This is a genomic window from Marinobacter lutaoensis, from assembly GCF_001981305.1.
Lineage (GTDB): Bacteria > Pseudomonadota > Gammaproteobacteria > Pseudomonadales > Oleiphilaceae > Marinobacter > Marinobacter lutaoensis.
In genome coordinates this window covers 156,185-171,392 of record NZ_MSCW01000007.1, presented here as the reverse complement: position 1 = coordinate 171,392, position 15,208 = coordinate 156,185, and the positions used below count along the sequence as shown (strand labels likewise).

Sequence of the window (15,208 nt, the reverse complement as noted above, 5' to 3'; positions counted from 1 at the left end):
GCGAGGAGTAACCATGGTGATCAGGAAACCACTGGTGATTGCGTGTCTGGCCTTGGCGCCCATGGCTCAGGCTCAGGAAAGCGAAAACTGGAAAGGGGAAGCCGAACTGGGGGTGCTGATCAGCTCCGGCAACACCGAGGAAACCCAGATGAACGGGCGCCTCGGGCTGGTGCGGGAAACCGAGGCCTGGCGTCACTCCGGCGATTTCAAGTCCAAGTACACCAAGTCGGACGGCGAGACTTCCGCCGAGGAGTACCAGGCGGCGCTGGAAACCGACTACAAGTTCGACGATGAACGCTACTGGTTCGTGCGCGGCGCCTACGAGGATGACCGCTTCTCCGGCTACGACTACGAGTCGTCCGTCAGCACCGGTTATGGCCAGCGGGTTTGGCAGCTGGGGGAACGTTCGTTTCTGGACCTGTCCGGCGGTCTGGGTTACCGCTACAACAAGCTGCAGGACGCCAACGACGAGGGTGATGATGTCGAGAAGGAGGCCATTGCCCGGCTGGCGGCGCAGTTCGATTACGCCCTGTCCGAGTCCGCCCTGTTCCGCCAGAAGCTGAGCACGGAAGTCGGGCTGGACGAGCACAACACCATCAGCCAGTCGGAAACGGCACTGCAGGCCACCATCGTCGGTACCCTGTCGATGAAGGCGGCGTTCCGGGTGAAACACGTCTCGGACGCACCCGAGGGCACGGAAAAGACCGATACCGAAACGTCGCTGTCCCTGCTGTACGGATTCTGACCCCCCGCCGGGGCTCAAACGTGGTTCCTGAGCCCCAGCTCGTCCGGGTAGGGGGCCAGGTATTTCTGAATGTGCAGGTAGTCCACCGGTTCCCGGCGCTGCGCCAGGCGCAGCAGGGTCATGGGCACCACCAGCGGCACCTCACCGCGCCGGTAGGCGTCCAGCTGCTCCAGCAGAACCTGCTTGTCCTCCGCCGGCATCGAACCTTTCAGGTAACCCAGCAGGTGCAGCATGGCGTTCACGTGGGAGCCGCGGCTGACGGGTTGGCGCATCGCCGTCATGAAGCCCTCGATGTACCGCCGGGCGATGTCCTCCAGCGGCGCCGACCGAAGGTCCGCGAGCAGCGGCCCCAGCTGCCGGTAGATCGGCTCCGAGTGCGCCAGCAGCTGGAACTTGTGGCGGCTGTGGAATTCGATCAGTGCCTGGGGGCTGAGCCGGTCGCCGGCCACGTTTTGCAGCCAGTCGTCATAGGCGAACACCCGTTCGATGAAATTCTCGCGCAGGCCACTGTCGTGCAGCCGTCCTTCCTCCTCCACCGGCATCAGCGGGTAGGCGCGCATCAGGGCGTCGGCGAACAGGCCCCGGCCGTCCCGATTCAGCAGTTGCCCCTGCTCGTTGTGCACCTTGATCCGTTCCATGCCGCAGGAGGGGGACTTGGCCATCAGGATGTAGCCGCGCAGATGGGCCAGGTCTGGCAACACCCGATCGATCAGGGCCTTCAGGGCGTCGGTGTGGTCGGCTTGTCCCCGGGTTTCGACCACCCGGAGGCCGTCCGAGAACCGGCGCAGGTGGATGGCCGGCCGGGGCACGCCGAGGCCGGCCTCCAGCTCGGGGCAGACCGGGTGGAAGTCAAAGTGCCGGGACAGCACCTGCGTACAGTAACGGGAATGCTTGTGGCCGCCATCGTGGCGAACCTCCCTGCCCAGCAGGCAGGTGCTGATGCCGACGGGAATGCCGCTCACGAGATCTCTCCCTGTGTGATTCGTTGTGTCTGTGGGTACTGGGCTGAGTACGTGTCATCAGTCTAGCCGGATCTGTGCTCCGGTGAAAACGGCCGGGCTTCCCGTTGGCGCTTCTTCTGCCACAGCGCCAGGGTGTTGGCGTAGATGTCCCGGACATCGCGGGCGAACTGTTCCACCGAGTAGTCGGCGGCGAACGCCAGGGCCTGGCGCGACAGCCGCTGGCGCAGTGCGTCGTCTTCCAGCAGCCGCTGCACCTCCCGCAGCCACAGATCCTGCTTCTCCGGTGTCTTGAAGCCGTTGAAGCCATGGCGCACCACGTCGTCGATGCCGCTGGAACGCACCGCCACCACCGGCAGGCCGGCGGCCATCGCCTCCAGGATCACCATGCCCTGAGTTTCGGACTTGGAGGCAAACAGGAACAGATCACCCAGGTGGTACCACAGGGCCATGTCCTCCGGCGGCACGGCACCCACCAGGGTCACCTGGCGCTGCAGTCCGAGCTGGTCAATCCTGGCCTGCAGGCGCTCGCGCTGGTGCCCGTCGCCGATCATCAGGAACCGGAACGGCCGGTCGCTGACCTGACGCAGGCGGTGCAGCGCCTCGATCATGAAATCGATGTTCTTTTCATTGGACAGGCGCGACACACTGACCAGTACCCGTTCCCCGCCCAGGCCGAGCTTCCGCCGCAGCCGGTCCACCTCGGCCGGGTCCACCGACTGGAACCGCTGGTACTCGATGCCGGTGGGCTGGACGAAGGTGGGCGTCTTCACCCCGATCATGCGCAGGTACTCCTCGGTGGAGTAGGTGGGCACGATCACCGCGTCACAGCGATTGGCAAAGCGCTTGATCAGGGCATGGGAAATCAGGTTGCGGAACAGCAGGCCGGGCAGCGGCACGAAGTGGGCGTAGTGCTCCAGGCGGGTGTGGTAGGTGTACACCACCGGCACCTTCAGCCTGCGGGCCAGGAACACGCCCAGGCTGCCGAGCCAGAACGGGTGGTGGACGTGGATCAGATCGGGGCGGAAGGCCCGGACCCGGTGCCGGATGCGGGCCAGGAAAATGTTGGCCAGCCGGAATTCCCGGTTCTGTCCCATCGCCAGCAGCGAGGGGACGCGCAGCACCTGGTCCTCCTGCCGAGGCTGATCCCGGTAGCTGGGGGCCACCACCAGGGTCGAGTCGCCCAGCCCGGACAGGCCGCGCCGTAGGCGTTCGATGGAAATGGGGACGCCGCCGATGAACGGCAGGTAGTTGTTGGTGAACAGGGCGACCCGTAGGGGGCGTTCCAGCCAGGGGGTGGGGTCCAGGTCGTAGTCCGGATAGTAGTCCCGGCCGATGAAGATCACCTGGTAGAGCTTGATGGTCAGCGCGGTAAAGGCCGCCACCAGCAGCAGGAAATTCAGATAGCCGGTGTAGAACAGGGAATAGATGAAGAACCACAGGCTCTCCAGAGTCTTGAGCACCGGATGCTGGCCGATGGGCAGTCGCTCCAGGGTGTGTTTGACCTCGCCGTCCGGGCTGACGTCCACCCGCACGTAGTGGTAGAAGCTGGTGTCGTTGTTCAGCACCAGGCCACCGGCGCCGCCGGTGGTGATGAAACGGGTGCTGCCCCGCGCCTGTTCCGAATAGGTGGCGAGGTTGGCGGAAAACACCAGGTCGATGTCGTGGGCGGCAATGGTGTCGAGCAGGGCGTCCCGGAAGGCGGCGGGTTGCAGGTAGTCGTCCTCCTGGTCGAACAGCGGGTCCTGGTGTGGCCGGAGTGGCGGATGGCCGATGAACAGGATGCGGGCGTTGCTGGTGTCCTGGTTGAGCAGATCGTCGAGCCAGCGGATCTGCCAGCGCCACGGCGTCTTGCCGGTGCTGTCCAGGAAGATCAGGCGAACATTGCCGGTGCGGACGCTGTAGAAATGGGGCCCGAAGTGGTCGTAGAAGCGGAAGCTGCCGAAATCCTCGTATTCGTGGGGGCCGAAGGTCAGCAGGTAGGGAATCTCCAAGTGACTCAGGGTGCCGTAAAGGGCCCGGTACTTGTCCTCGCCCCCGCCACTGACCGCGTTGCCGGCGGAAACCATGAAATCCACGCCGGAGCGGTTGAGCGCCGGCACGATGCGATCTTCAAACACGCCGATGGAGTTGTTGATGTTGCCGACCACCGCGAAGCTGACCGGCTCGCCGGGTTTGACGCGCTGGTAGATGGCCTCCACCTGCTGGCTGTGGACGCTGCTGAAGTCTTCCAGGAACAGGTTGAGGTAGGCTTTGTACCCCACCAGCAGTACGACCACCGTCAGGCTGAGATAGAACAGCAGCTTGAGCGGGTTGCGGAGCGTCATTCGCTTCTCCTTGGCGTTCGGGTCAGCTCCCGTTGCAGAACGAACAGGCCGATGACCATGCCCAGATAGATGGTCAGGAAGCGCCAGGCCAAGGTGACCAGCAGCAGGTGGTTGCCGGAGAGCAGCCCCCGGAAGAAGCTGCCGAACACCCCCTCCGAGATGCCCGAGGCGCCCGGCGTGGGCGAGAAGTACATGATGAAGGTGGTGACCACCAGCAGCCCCAGGGTCGACAGGTAGTCCACCGGATAGCCCAGGCTGTGCATCAGCAACGCCGGAAAGCTGAACAGCGCCAGCAGGAAAACGGCGGTGCACAGGATCGACAGCAGCACGTACCGGGGCCGGCCTTTCAGATAGTCGCGGAAGCTGGCGGCGAAGCGCAGCACTTCGCGCCGGCACCTGAACTGCCAGCGGTCATGACGCCGCGCGCTGATCAGGTGCAGCCGGCGCAGGCCGGTCAGCAGGCGGCTCAGGGGCGTGACCAGCCAGCGGGTACGCAGCAGCAGCACGGTGAAGAAACCGAGGTACAGGGTGATGAACACCGCCAGCGCCAGCCCCACCTGGTGTGAGATCGAGGTCCGTTCCAGGGCCTTGAGGGTGAACAGGAACAGCGGGGTCAGGGAAAAGATGAACGCCACCGCCAGCACGGTGCGGATGGTGGTGGCCGCCGTGGCCCGGCCCACCGGCACGCCGTGGCGGGCCAGGTACCAAACCTGGGCGAAGCCGCCTCCGGTGGCCATGGGGGTGACGTTGGAGACGAACAGATTGATGAACACCAGCCGGACCATGGCCCGGAACGGCAGGCGATGACCGAGGGCGCGCAGGGTGAAGTGGAGGCGCAGCCCATCCGCCAGGAAATACACCAGCAGCAGGGCCAGCAACGCCAGCAGGGTGCCCGGTTGCAGCAGCCGGTCATCGAAGGTCAGGGTTCGGCCGGCAAACCGGTGGTAAACGGTGTAAAGGCCCGCGCTGGTCAGCAGCACAAACAACAGGCCAAAGGCCGCCAGTCGGCGCCAGGAGCTCCGGCGCCCGCCTTCCGTGTCGAATCGGTCAGTCATGGAATGCCCGTCACAGTTTGACGGGCAGTTTACAGGGTAGGTGCCCGGGCTTGTCCAGTGACCCTTCGGTCACCTAGTGGCCGTAGACCATCATTGTGGTGTCGGTGATGGCGAAGTCGGTGAACTGCACGTTACCGATGCTGGTGCCGCCGACCTTGAACACCGGCATGTCGATGTCGCCCCGGAATTCCACCTCGTGCACCGACAGGCCGTCGTGGCCGGAAACGGCGCTGGTGCCCCGGGACAGCTTCGCGGTGGCGTGGGCCATGCCGAAGTGGCCGAGGGTGTCGTCGCCCCGGCGGTTGTGGATCTGCAGACCCTCGATGCGGACGGCGGCGAAGTTGAACAGCAGAATCAGGTCCGCGGCATCCCAGTTCAGGTGGCCGTCGCTGATCTCGAAGTGGGTGTCCAGTTCCAGCTCGGCGCCGGAGACCTGGTTGCCGTTGGCCAGGGTTCGGGTCTGGCTGGCCCGGTTGCGCACCACCAAGTCGGTGGGGCCGAGGTAGCCCTGCAACAGCACGTCCGAGAACAGGTCGGTGTTGCCCTCGGTGCCGGCGGTGACGACGCGGTCCATGGCCAGTTCGAAGTCCACTGCCCGCAGAAAGTCGGCCAGACGGGTCGGATCGCCGTAGTCGATGGCGCCGAGATGCAGCACCAAGTCGCCGGCGCCGAAGGCGCGTCCGAAGCCGCCGGGCAGGGCGTACTCCGCGAGCGCGGCGGCCACGTCCGGGTCGGCCGTATCCAGCTGGCCGGCCGCCGCCCGCCGGGCAATCTCGGAGAAGCCGTGGCTGAGTACCTCGCCATCGCCGGCCAGGTCCACGGTGATTTTCAGGTTGTCCAGCGAGGTGTCGCCCGGGCCGGACAGCCTCAGGCCGTTGACGCTCAGGGCGCCCTCGTCGGTCCAGGTGAGCCGGTCCAGGGTCAGGCGGGTTTCCAGCTCCAGAGTGACGCCGCCCTGGCCGGTAATTTCGGCAAGGCCCGGATCGTCCAGGGCCCGAAGTTCGGCCCGGCCGGGCAGGGGCAGGGAGAGCAGCAGCGCCAGCGCCCCGAGGTACGGTGCTCGGTTCATTGTTGTTGTCCCGGTTGTTCTTGCGTGGTCCCGCAGGGACATCCTGGACCCGGCTGCGGAAGTGTTACACGATGTGACAGTAGCGGGGTTGCCGGGACGGTTCTGTGCGTCGGGTCACAGCCTGTCTCAGGAGGCGACACTGGCCCCGGAAGCCAAGGCCCGGCGGATCAGTGCCTTCTGGTGTTCGGCGAAGCGCCGGATCAGGTGCCGGGCTTGTTCGGCGTCGCGGGCCAGGACCGCGTCCGGCAGCTGCTGGAAAAAGCGCCGGGTCTGTTCCAGGCCCTGGCGATAGGTGTCGGCGCTGAGGTAGTAGGCCCGGCTGACCGCCGGTTTGAAGTTGGCCAGGGCTTCGGTCAGGTACGGGTTGGCCACCACCTGACAGCAGGCGTCCATCACCTCGAAGCTGGCCGCCACCACCGCTGCGATGTCCGCGTCCGGCCGCGCCATCCGCTCGGTGGCCCGGGCCACGGCCGCCAGCAGCCCGGGCCGGTCGGCCTCGCGCCAGCGTTCGCACAGGCGGGTGGCGAGCATCAGCAGCAGGTGCATGTAGACATCGTAGAGTTCGGCGGCGTGCTCGGCGTCCAGATGAGTGGCGGCGGCCCCCTTGCGCGGGGTGATGGCGACCAGGTGCCAGCGTTCCAAGGTGTACAGGGCCTCCTTGACCGAAGCCCGGCTGACGTTCAGCTGCGCCGCCAGCGGTGCCTCCTGGATGCGCTCGCCCGGGCGGATCTGGCCGGTCATGATGCGGTCGGCCAGGTAGTTGGCGATCTGTTCCGCCAGGGTGTTGGGCACCTGAAACTCCATACTTGAAATCCCCGCCAATGCACACAGGTATAGAAAACGTGAAGTCAGACAGTCAGAAGGAGCTTATCATGCCCAGGCATTTCGAGGAGGCCCCCGGCCTGTACCAGGACCCCGTGCCCGAGACCGAGGGGTTCGTGTTCAACCAGACCATGGTGCGCATCAAGGACCCCGCCCGCTCCCTGGACTTCTACACCCGGGTCCTGGGCATGCGCCTGATCCGCAAGCTGGACTTCCCGGAAATGAAGTTCACCCTCTACTTCCTCGGTTATCTGGATGACCGGCAGGCCCAGCAGGTGCCCAGCGACGACGGCCACCGCACCACCTACACCTTCGGCCGCGAGGCGATGCTGGAACTGACCCACAACTGGGGAACCGAGGACGACGCGGACTTCGCCTACCACAACGGCAACGAGGAGCCCCGTGGGTATGGCCACATCGGCATCGCCGTGCCCGATGTTTACGCAGCCTGCGAGCGGTTCGAGGCGCTGGGCGTGGATTTCGTGAAGAAACCGGACGACGGCAAGATGAAGGGGCTGGCGTTCATCCGGGACCCGGACGGCTACTGGATCGAGATTCTGCAGCCGGACATGATGGAAAAACAGCGCAAGGCCGGCGCCTGACGCGCCGCCCTCAGTCGCCGCCGGAGACGGTACCGGCGGCCGACGGCCCTCCGTACCGGGACGCCACCACCACCGCCACGGTGAGAATCAGGGCCCCGGCAATGCCCACCGGCCCCAGCACTTCCCCCAGGATCAGCCACGCCAGCAGCGCCACGAACAGCGGCTCCAGGGTCACGATGATGCTCGACAGCGTGGCCGGCGTCGTTTTCATCCCCGAGAAGAACAGCACATAGCCGATGCAAGTGGGCACCACTCCGATGTACACCACCATCAGCCCGTGCCGCAGGGACAGGCTGCGCAGTCCGTCGAAGCCGCCGCTGAGCACCACCACCGGCAGCAGGATCAGGGCCGCCGTCAGGAAACACACGAAGGCGGTGGTAAAGACCGGTGTGTCGGTGGAGCTGTAGCGGCTGGTCAAGGTGAAGCCGGTGTACACCATGGCCGCCAGCAGCGCCATCAGCAGGCCGGACAGGCGCAGGGTACCGCTGGTGTCCATGTCGCTGAGCACCAGCATGGCGGTGCCGGCGATGGCGGCGAACAGCGCCAGCACGGTCAGCAGGCTTGGCTTTTCGCCCAGCAGCGGTGCCGCCAGGAGGGCCACCAGCACCGGCGGCAGGCACAGGGCGATCAGGGTGGCGATGCCGGCACCGGTGAGGTCCACCGCCAGCAGGTAGCTGCCCTGATAGAACGCCTGGAACAGCCCCAGGGCGGCCAGGGGCAGCAGCCGGCCCCGCCGCCAGCGCACGGTGCGGCCCTGACGCCGGCGTTCGCGTTGCATCAGCAGCCAGAAAAACGGCAGCGCCACCACCAGGCGCAGGAAACCCAGGGCCAGGGGTTGCAGTTCGGTGCCGGTGAACAGGGATTTGGCCACGATGCCCGTGGTCGCCCAGAGCAGGGCGGCCAGGGCGATCATCAGAGCGCCTCGGATCATTCCACAACCAGTACGATCAGTTCCTTGGGGCCGTGGACACCGTAGGCGAGGGTCTGCTCGATGTCCGCGGTCTTCGAGGGCCCGGAGATTAGCAGAGCGTTGGTGGGCATGCCAGCGGCCCAGGCCTGGGCGTGCATGGCGTCGTACAGCGTGGGGTAGAGTTCCGAGGCGTAGAGCACGGCCACATGGATGGGCGGTACCAGGCTCAGCAGCCGGGGTTCGTCCGGCGTCGGCCAGAGAATCAGCGAGCCGGTCTCGGCGATGCCACCGCGGGTACTGGTCAGGCCCGCGTCTACGTCGTTGAACAGCTCCGGCTGCCATTGCTCGATGGGCCGGTCGTATACCCTGAGCGGCGGCAGGTCCGGGTGTGTGGACGCACGGACCGCCTCGCTGACCGGGTGATTCCTGCCCAGCAGCAGGTTGCGGGCCCCCCGTGCCCGGAGCAGACCGGCCAGCCGGTCGACCCAGTCGGTTTCCCGGCACAGGTGCACTTCGCCGTGCACGGATTCGATGGCCCGCCGGAACCGGTCGATCCGCTCGGCGGTGCTCCAGTCCGGGCGTTGCAGCACCGAGAAATCGCACTCGGGCACGGTGCGGGGGCCGCCGGTGCGTTGCCGAAGCCGTTGCAGAATGATGTCCCGGGAACTCACTGTGCGCGCTCCTTCATGCGTTGGTGCAAAGTCTTGGCCGCCAGTTTCGGCGCGGTGCGGTAGTCGGTCCAGGCGCCGGCCCGGTTTGGCTGCAGCCGGCGCAGGCGAGCGGCGACGGCGGTCCCAAGCCGGTACAGGCCGGGGCGGGCGTGCAGCCAGGACCAGCCTTTCCAGATCAGGGCCTCGGTGGCGCCGCGCTTGGCGCCGTGGCCGGGGACACGGGCCGGGTGCAGGCGGTCTCCGTCCACCGACTCGCGGCGCAGGCGCACCAGCAGGTCCGGAATCGGGATCCGGACCGGGCACACTTCGCCGCAGGCGCCGCAGAGGCTGGAGGCGGTGGGCAGGTGCCGGCCCTCGTCCAGGCCGATCAGGTGAGGCATCAGGATCTTGCCGATCGGGCCGGGGTAGGTGGTGCCGTAGGTGTGGCCGCCCACCCGGGTATACACCGGGCAATGGTTCATGCAGGCGCCACAGCGGATGCAGCGCAGGGTGTCGGCCAGTTCGTCGTCCTGGTAGATGGCGGAGCGGCCGTTGTCCACCAGCACCAGGTGTACCTCTTCCGGGCCGTCCAGCTCGCCGGGCTTGCGGGGGCCGGAAATCAGGTTGAAATAGGTGGTGATGTGCTGGCCGGTGGCGGAACGGGTCAACAGCGCCAGCAACGCGGACACGTCCGCCAGGCTGGGCACCACTTTCTCGATGCCGGTGACGGCAATGTGGCAGGGCGGCACCGTGGTGGTCATGCGGCCGTTGCCCTCGTTCTCCACCAGGCACAGGGTGCCGGTTTCCGCCACCGCGAAGTTGACGCCGGAGAGGCCGACATCGGCGTTCATGAACTTCTCGCGCAATTGTTGGCGGGCGGCGGCGGTGAGGTATTCCACATCGTGGGAGCGCTCGGTGCCGGTTTTCTCGTGCATCAGCTCCGAGATCTCGCCGGTGTTCTTGTGAATGGCGGGCATGATGATGTGTGACGGCGTCTCGTCCGCCAGCTGCACGATGTACTCGCCCAGGTCGGACTCCAGGGCTTCGATGCCCTCCTGTGCCAGGTAATGGTTGAGCTCCATTTCCTCGGACACCATGGACTTGCCCTTGATGACGCGCTTCGCGCCCCGGGCCACGCAGATGTCGCGCACGATCCGGCAGGCCTCGTCGCCGTCCACGGCCCAGTGCACCTGGATGCCGTTTTCGGTCAGCCTGCGTTCCAGCTGCTCCAGCAGTTCGGGCAGGTGGGCCAGTGCCCGCAGACGAATGTGGGCGCCGAGGGTTCGCAGGGCCTCCAGGTCCCAGCCGTCGAAGGCGGCTTTGCGTTTGCTCATCAACCCGTCCATGGCACGCCGGAAATTCTGGCGGATCTTCGGGTCGTGGATGGCGGCGTGGGCGCGTTCGTGGAAATGGCGGGCGTCGGAGTGTGGCGGGTGCGTGGTCATGGCTGCCGTTCTCGGTCGTCGTTTTTTGGCTTCACCTTACGGCGCCCGGGCACGTCTGTCCACACGACTTTCCGCCACCCGGGGCAGGGCTGGGGTGGCGCCCCGGGCACCACCCCGACAGGTCATTCGCCCTCGGGCGAATTCTGGCTGGCGGCACCGGCCTGGGCAGGCGGGTCCTCAGCCTCGCCGGTGTCCGTGTCGGCAGCCTCGGCCGGCTTCGGTTCCCGGGCGCGCCAGTGGTCGGCGGTCACCGGCAGGTCGTACACCGGCAGCGCCACCCGGTAGATGGGGTCGGTGTCTGCCAGGCGCACGTGGCTTTCCCCCATGGCCGGAGCGGAGCCGACCAGCAGAGTGGCCAGGGGCCGGTCGCCGTCGCGCAGGATCACTTTGCGGCGGAAATGGTCATCCGCCACTTTGAAGCGGGCGCGGGCGTCCTCGGTGCGGGCCACCGGGAAGCTTTCCTTCAACGCCGCCAGCCGGTCCAGCAGCTGGGCCACGGTGTCGGCGTCGGCCTTCTGGCCGTCGTCAAGCTGCCATTGACCATCCACCCGACGCAGGGTCAGGCTGCCGTCGTCCGGATCCACCAGGGTGATTTCGGTGGCCTTGTCGACGTCCGGCAGCAGGGGCGCGTGACTGGCGGCCGGGGTGGCCGCCTGGGTGCTCCAGACCAGCCCGGCGAGGGCCAGTTGCAGCGCCAGCACGATGGACAGCAGGGTCAGGTTTCGTTTCATCACGCCACCTCCGCAAGGATCTTCTGATAACGACGCTGGTCACGGGCGCGGATGTAACGGCGCCACAGCCAGATCAGGGCCAGGCCGAGCAGGGCCAGGCCGTAGTTGGCATACTCCCAGCCCCGTTGCTGCTGACGGGTCAGCGGCGCCAGGGTGCGGGCGTAGCGGGACTGGCCGCGCAGCGCCAGCAGGGCCGGGTCCTCCAGGGACCAGTCGACGGCGTTCTGGATGAAGGCCACCGGCTGGGTGTAGACGGTACCCAGGCTCTGGGTGATCAGGTCGAGCATGGTGTCGGAGGCGAACGAGCTGCTGCTGACCAGCACCAGCCGGGCGGACTCCGGCGACTTGCGGATGACGCTGGAGGCGGTGACCGCCGGGTGGTCGTCCTCCTGGGTGTCCTCCTGGGTGTCCTCCGCCGGCGTGTCGCCCTTCAGGGCGTCCCCGGCGAGCAGCGGTGAATCCTGGTCGGCGAACGCCGAGGTGAACTCGCCCTCCAGGGCGACCGCCACCAGCTGCGGCGACCGTGCCTCGGGGCTGTCGAAGCCCTGGGACGGATAGCGTTCAAAGTCTGGCAGTACCTCGGCGCTGTCCTGGGTCCAGCTGCGTCCGGATGTTTCCATCAGCCGGGTGACCTTGAGGTCGCCGGTCTTTTCCTCATCCAGTGTGATCGGCGAGGCCCAGCTGACGATCATCTGCTGCAGGCCCGCGGTGATCGGGTGGTCCCGGTTCAGCTGGTCGTCCCGCAGGTCCGCGAAAAACGGATAGGGCAGCATCTGGATTTCCCGGAAGGTGAGGCCGCCCACGACCCGGGTGCTGGGAACCGGCAGCGCGGCACTCATCGGATCCAGCACCAGCGACGGCTCCAGGGTCACGCCCAGGTGTTGCAGCCAGGACTCCAGGCCGGTGTCCTGGCGGCGGGCGGTCAGGCTCTGGCCCAGGCTGACCTGGTACGGCGACGCCGCCATCACCACCCGGCCGCCACGCATCAGGAACTGGTCGATGGCGAACACCGCCTTCTGGTCCAGGCCCGTCGGATTCATGACCAGCAGCAGGTCGGTGCCGGCCGGCACCCGGCCGTCGGCCAGGTCGGTGCGTTCGACCCGGGCGTTTTCCTCCAGGCTGCGCACCAGCGCGTTGTAGCCGGACCCCTGGAAGCGCGGGCCATCGGGCGCGACCAGGGCAATGGTCTTGAGGGCGCCGGGGACCAGTCGCTTGAGGGCGTCGTCGAAGGACTGGCGCAGGCTGTCCCGGTCCAGAGTCGCCGGCAGCGGCACTTGGACCTGGCTGTCACCGCTTTCCAGCATCAGGTGGAACCAGAATGGCTGTGGGTCCAGCAGGCTGGCCAGCAGGGGGCTGAAGCCGTAGTCGTCATACAGCGTCCGAGCCAGTTCACCGTCACCGGCGTCCGGGTCCTGGAACTCGACGCTGAGCTGGTCGCCGGCCTTGTCCTTGAGCTCGCCAACGACGGCGTCCAGATCGTCCCGCAGGGACTGGAGCTCCTCCGGCAGCTTGGCTTTCGGAGAAACCCAGGCGTGCAGGGTGACCGGCTGGTGGATGGCGGCGAAGGTGTCGGCGCCCGAGCGGTAACTGCGCACCAGCCGATGGATGGCCCGGGTGATCTCGTATTCCGGGTTCTTCAGGGCCACCTTGAGATCGCCCTCGCCGGTGGATTTCACTTCGATCAGGTCGCGGAAGCCCAGCTTCTCGTAATCGTCGCCGTAGGCAATGACCACGTCGAAGTAGGAGTTGACGATGGCCGACTCATAGCGGCTGGCGGTCTGGAACGGCACCGGCTGGATGCCGTAGCGGCGGGCGGCGGTTTCCTCCGCCTCCTTGTCCCGGGTCGGGTCCACGAACTCGACCCGGAGGTTACCGCCGCCCCGGACTTGGTATTCCTCCAGCAGGCTTTGCAGGCGGGGAACCAGCGGTGCCAGCAGCGGGTGGGTCTTCTCGGAGAAGTAGCCGTGGATGCGCAGCGGCTCGTCCAGCTCCGCCAGGGTCTGGGTGGTGGCCTCGGACAGGGTGTACAGGTGGTTCTCGGTCAGGTCCAGACGGATGGACTGCAACGGATACAGCCACAGGTTGGCGGCCAGCAGGTTGACCACCGCCAGCGCCGTCACCGCGTTCCAGTGGCGCAGTGGCCGGGAGACCGGGTTACCCCGCCAGCGCAGGGTTTCCAGGGTGTGCACATTCAGCACCAGGAAGACGCCGGTCAGGGACAGGTAGTAGTAAATGTCCCGCAGGTCCAAAACGCCCCGGCTGATGGCATCGAAGCGGCTGCCGGTGCCCAGCAGTTCCAGAAACTGCCCCAGGTGATAGCCGGCCAGGCCGGTGATCAGACTGGAGCCGATCAGGTAGAACAGGCCGCAGATCAGTACCGTCACCATCAGCGCGACGATGGGGTTGTCGGTGCGGCTGGAGGTGAACAGGCCGATGGCGATGTACGCCGCGCCCAGGCACAGGGTGGCGAGGTAGCCGCCCAGGACTGGGCCACCGTCCAGGGGGCCGAGCAGGGCCACGGTGACCGGCAGCGGCAGGGTCAGAAGCAGGGCGATGCAAAGCAGGCCCAGGGCGGCCAGGAACTTGCCCAGCACCAGCTGCCACAGGCTCACCGGCGAGGTCAGCAGGCTTTCCAGGGTGCCGGCGCGGCGCTCCTCGGACCAGCTGCGCATGGTCAGGGCGGCGATCAGAAAAATCAGCAGCAGCGGCAGCCAGTCGAACAGGGGCTCCAGATCCGCCACGTTGCGGGCAAAGAAGGCCTCGCCCCAGAAGAACACAAACAGGCAGGCGGCGGCGAACAGCGCCAGGAACAGGTAGGCGGCGGGCGAGGCGAAGAAGCCCCGGAACTCCTTGCGGGCAATGCTCAGTATCTCAGCCATGTTCCACCTCCCCGTTCACTTCGGCAAACACCCGTTCCAGATCCCGGTGTTCCGGCGTCAGCGCCAGAATGGGCACGTTCGCGGCCACCAGCTCGCTGGCGATGTGGGGCAGCACCTGCTCCTCCGCCCGCAGTCGGTATTCGAACCGGCCGTCGTGATCGCCGACCGGTTCGACACTGTCGATGCGCTCGATCCGGGCCAGCGCCGGCCGGGCGTCGGCGCCGGTCACCAGGCGTACGCGGTCGCTCTCGCGCAGTTCGTCCAGGCGTTTGTCCACCACCAGTTGCCCGGCCCGCATGATCAGGACCCGGTCACACACGGCCTGGACTTCCTGGAGAATGTGGGTGGAAACGATGACGGTGGAGGTTTTCGCCAGCTCGCGGATCAGAGAGCGCATCTGGTGAATCTGGGTGGGGTCCAATCCGTTGGTGGGTTCGTCGAGGATGACAATGTCCGGTTCGTGGAGGATGGCCTGGGCGACGCCGACCCGCTGTCTGTAACCCCGGGACAGCGTCTGGATGTCGCTGGTGGCCTTGGCCTTGAGGTCGGTCCTCGTGATGGCCCTGGCCACGGCCCGGTTCCGTTCCGCCTCCGGGATACCATGCAGGGCCGCTTGGTAGTGGAGGAAGTCGATGACCGTCATTTCCGGCCATACCGGGCAGTTTTCCGGCAGGTAGCCGATCCGGGACTGGATTCGGCGGGTGTCGGGGCCAAGGCTCAGGTCGTCGACCCGAATGGAGCCCGAGGTGGGTTCCAGATAACCGGTGAGCATTTTCATGATGGTGGTCTTGCCGGCGCCGTTGTGGCCCAGCAACCCCACCACCTCACCGGAACCGATGGAGAACGACACGTTATCCACCGCGGTGAAATCGCCATAGCGGCGAGTCAGGTTTTCCACCTGGATCATGGGAATACTCCGCTCTGGTGTTGTGTTCTTTTTCTACCGAAACGGTTGGTCCGCGGACACAGGGGGTGTGCCCGATCCAGAACGTAGGGGCGGCGCCGGGGGGCTTC

General features: G+C 66.6%; 13 protein-coding genes. 2 read left to right on the top strand and 11 right to left on the bottom strand.

From position 1 onward, the window contains the following. Positions 1-13: 13 nt before the first annotated feature. Entirely contained in the window at positions 14-745 is a 732-nt protein-coding gene (locus BTO32_RS10355; RefSeq protein WP_076724569.1) for a DUF481 domain-containing protein, read from the top strand. A gap of 14 nt (positions 746-759) precedes the next feature. Here BTO32_RS10355 and BTO32_RS10350 read toward each other — a convergent pair whose 3' ends face one another. From BTO32_RS10350 to BTO32_RS10330, 5 genes are all read right to left on the bottom strand, one after another. Then, positions 760-1,707 (bottom strand): YbgA family protein, encoded by a 948-nt coding sequence (locus BTO32_RS10350; RefSeq protein ID WP_076724568.1) that lies wholly within the window; start codon positions 1,705-1,707, stop codon positions 760-762. 62 nt (positions 1,708-1,769) lie between these two features. Continuing rightward, complete coding sequence (locus BTO32_RS10345) at positions 1,770-4,031, bottom strand: glycosyltransferase (RefSeq protein ID WP_076724567.1); 2,262 nt, start codon at positions 4,029-4,031, stop codon at positions 1,770-1,772. Next, positions 4,028-5,086: a lysylphosphatidylglycerol synthase transmembrane domain-containing protein gene (locus BTO32_RS10340; RefSeq protein WP_076724566.1), complete on the bottom strand. Its 1,059-nt coding sequence runs from the start codon at positions 5,084-5,086 to the stop codon at positions 4,028-4,030. The genes BTO32_RS10345 and BTO32_RS10340 overlap by 4 nt, the downstream gene beginning before the upstream one ends. 73 nt (positions 5,087-5,159) lie before the next feature. Further along, positions 5,160-6,155, bottom strand: coding sequence for a DUF6160 family protein (locus tag BTO32_RS10335; protein WP_076724565.1), 996 nt, complete (start codon positions 6,153-6,155; stop codon positions 5,160-5,162). Positions 6,156-6,281: 126 nt separating this feature from the next. Beyond that, positions 6,282-6,959, bottom strand: coding sequence for a GntR family transcriptional regulator (locus BTO32_RS10330; RefSeq protein WP_076724564.1), 678 nt, complete (start codon positions 6,957-6,959; stop codon positions 6,282-6,284). A gap of 68 nt (positions 6,960-7,027) precedes the next feature. Between BTO32_RS10330 and gloA the strand changes: the two genes are divergently transcribed. Further along, complete coding sequence (gloA, locus tag BTO32_RS10325) at positions 7,028-7,579, top strand: lactoylglutathione lyase (protein ID WP_076724563.1); 552 nt, start codon at positions 7,028-7,030, stop codon at positions 7,577-7,579. A gap of 10 nt (positions 7,580-7,589) precedes the next feature. On the opposite strand, the gene BTO32_RS10320 is transcribed toward gloA, so the two are convergent. From BTO32_RS10320 to BTO32_RS10295, 6 genes are all read right to left on the bottom strand, one after another. Then, positions 7,590-8,510 (bottom strand): EamA family transporter, encoded by a 921-nt coding sequence (locus tag BTO32_RS10320; RefSeq protein ID WP_076724562.1) that lies wholly within the window; start codon positions 8,508-8,510, stop codon positions 7,590-7,592. Continuing rightward, positions 8,507-9,160 (bottom strand): LutC/YkgG family protein, encoded by a 654-nt coding sequence (locus tag BTO32_RS10315; protein ID WP_076724561.1) that lies wholly within the window; start codon positions 9,158-9,160, stop codon positions 8,507-8,509. Before BTO32_RS10315 ends, BTO32_RS10320 begins: the two co-directional genes overlap by 4 nt. Next, on the bottom strand, positions 9,157-10,584 hold the full coding sequence (locus tag BTO32_RS10310) for a LutB/LldF family L-lactate oxidation iron-sulfur protein (protein WP_076724560.1): 1,428 nt from the start codon (positions 10,582-10,584) through the stop codon (positions 9,157-9,159). Before BTO32_RS10310 ends, BTO32_RS10315 begins: the two co-directional genes overlap by 4 nt. Positions 10,585-10,706: 122 nt before the next feature. Further along, positions 10,707-11,315, bottom strand: coding sequence for a DUF4340 domain-containing protein (locus BTO32_RS10305; RefSeq protein WP_076724559.1), 609 nt, complete (start codon positions 11,313-11,315; stop codon positions 10,707-10,709). Next, entirely contained in the window at positions 11,315-14,194 is a 2,880-nt protein-coding gene (locus BTO32_RS10300) for a DUF4350 domain-containing protein (protein WP_076724558.1), read from the bottom strand. The genes BTO32_RS10305 and BTO32_RS10300 overlap by 1 nt, the downstream gene beginning before the upstream one ends. Continuing rightward, the gene (locus BTO32_RS10295) at positions 14,187-15,101 is read right to left on the bottom strand and encodes an ABC transporter ATP-binding protein (RefSeq protein ID WP_076724557.1); all 915 of its coding nucleotides are present in this window, start codon (positions 15,099-15,101) and stop codon (positions 14,187-14,189) included. The genes BTO32_RS10300 and BTO32_RS10295 overlap by 8 nt, the downstream gene beginning before the upstream one ends. Between the last annotated feature and the right edge of the window lie 107 nt (positions 15,102-15,208).

Bases quoted from the DNA above. Each gene is read 5' to 3' on its own strand.
- BTO32_RS10355 (WP_076724569.1), top strand. From the start codon at position 14: ATGGTGATCAGGAAACCACTGGTGATTGCGTGTCTGGCCTTGGCGCCC.
- BTO32_RS10345 (WP_076724567.1), bottom strand. From the start codon at position 4,031: ATGACGCTCCGCAACCCGCTCAAGCTGCTGTTCTATCTCAGCCTGACG.
- BTO32_RS10340 (WP_076724566.1), bottom strand. From the start codon at position 5,086: ATGACTGACCGATTCGACACGGAAGGCGGGCGCCGGAGCTCCTGGCGC.
- BTO32_RS10335 (WP_076724565.1), bottom strand. From the start codon at position 6,155: ATGAACCGAGCACCGTACCTCGGGGCGCTGGCGCTGCTGCTCTCCCTG.
- BTO32_RS10330 (WP_076724564.1), bottom strand. From the start codon at position 6,959: ATGGAGTTTCAGGTGCCCAACACCCTGGCGGAACAGATCGCCAACTAC.
- gloA (WP_076724563.1), top strand. From the start codon at position 7,028: ATGCCCAGGCATTTCGAGGAGGCCCCCGGCCTGTACCAGGACCCCGTG.
- BTO32_RS10320 (WP_076724562.1), bottom strand. From the start codon at position 8,510: ATGATCCGAGGCGCTCTGATGATCGCCCTGGCCGCCCTGCTCTGGGCG.
- BTO32_RS10310 (WP_076724560.1), bottom strand. From the start codon at position 10,584: ATGACCACGCACCCGCCACACTCCGACGCCCGCCATTTCCACGAACGC.
- BTO32_RS10305 (WP_076724559.1), bottom strand. From the start codon at position 11,315: ATGAAACGAAACCTGACCCTGCTGTCCATCGTGCTGGCGCTGCAACTG.
- BTO32_RS10300 (WP_076724558.1), bottom strand. From the start codon at position 14,194: ATGGCTGAGATACTGAGCATTGCCCGCAAGGAGTTCCGGGGCTTCTTC.
- BTO32_RS10295 (WP_076724557.1), bottom strand. From the start codon at position 15,101: ATGATCCAGGTGGAAAACCTGACTCGCCGCTATGGCGATTTCACCGCG.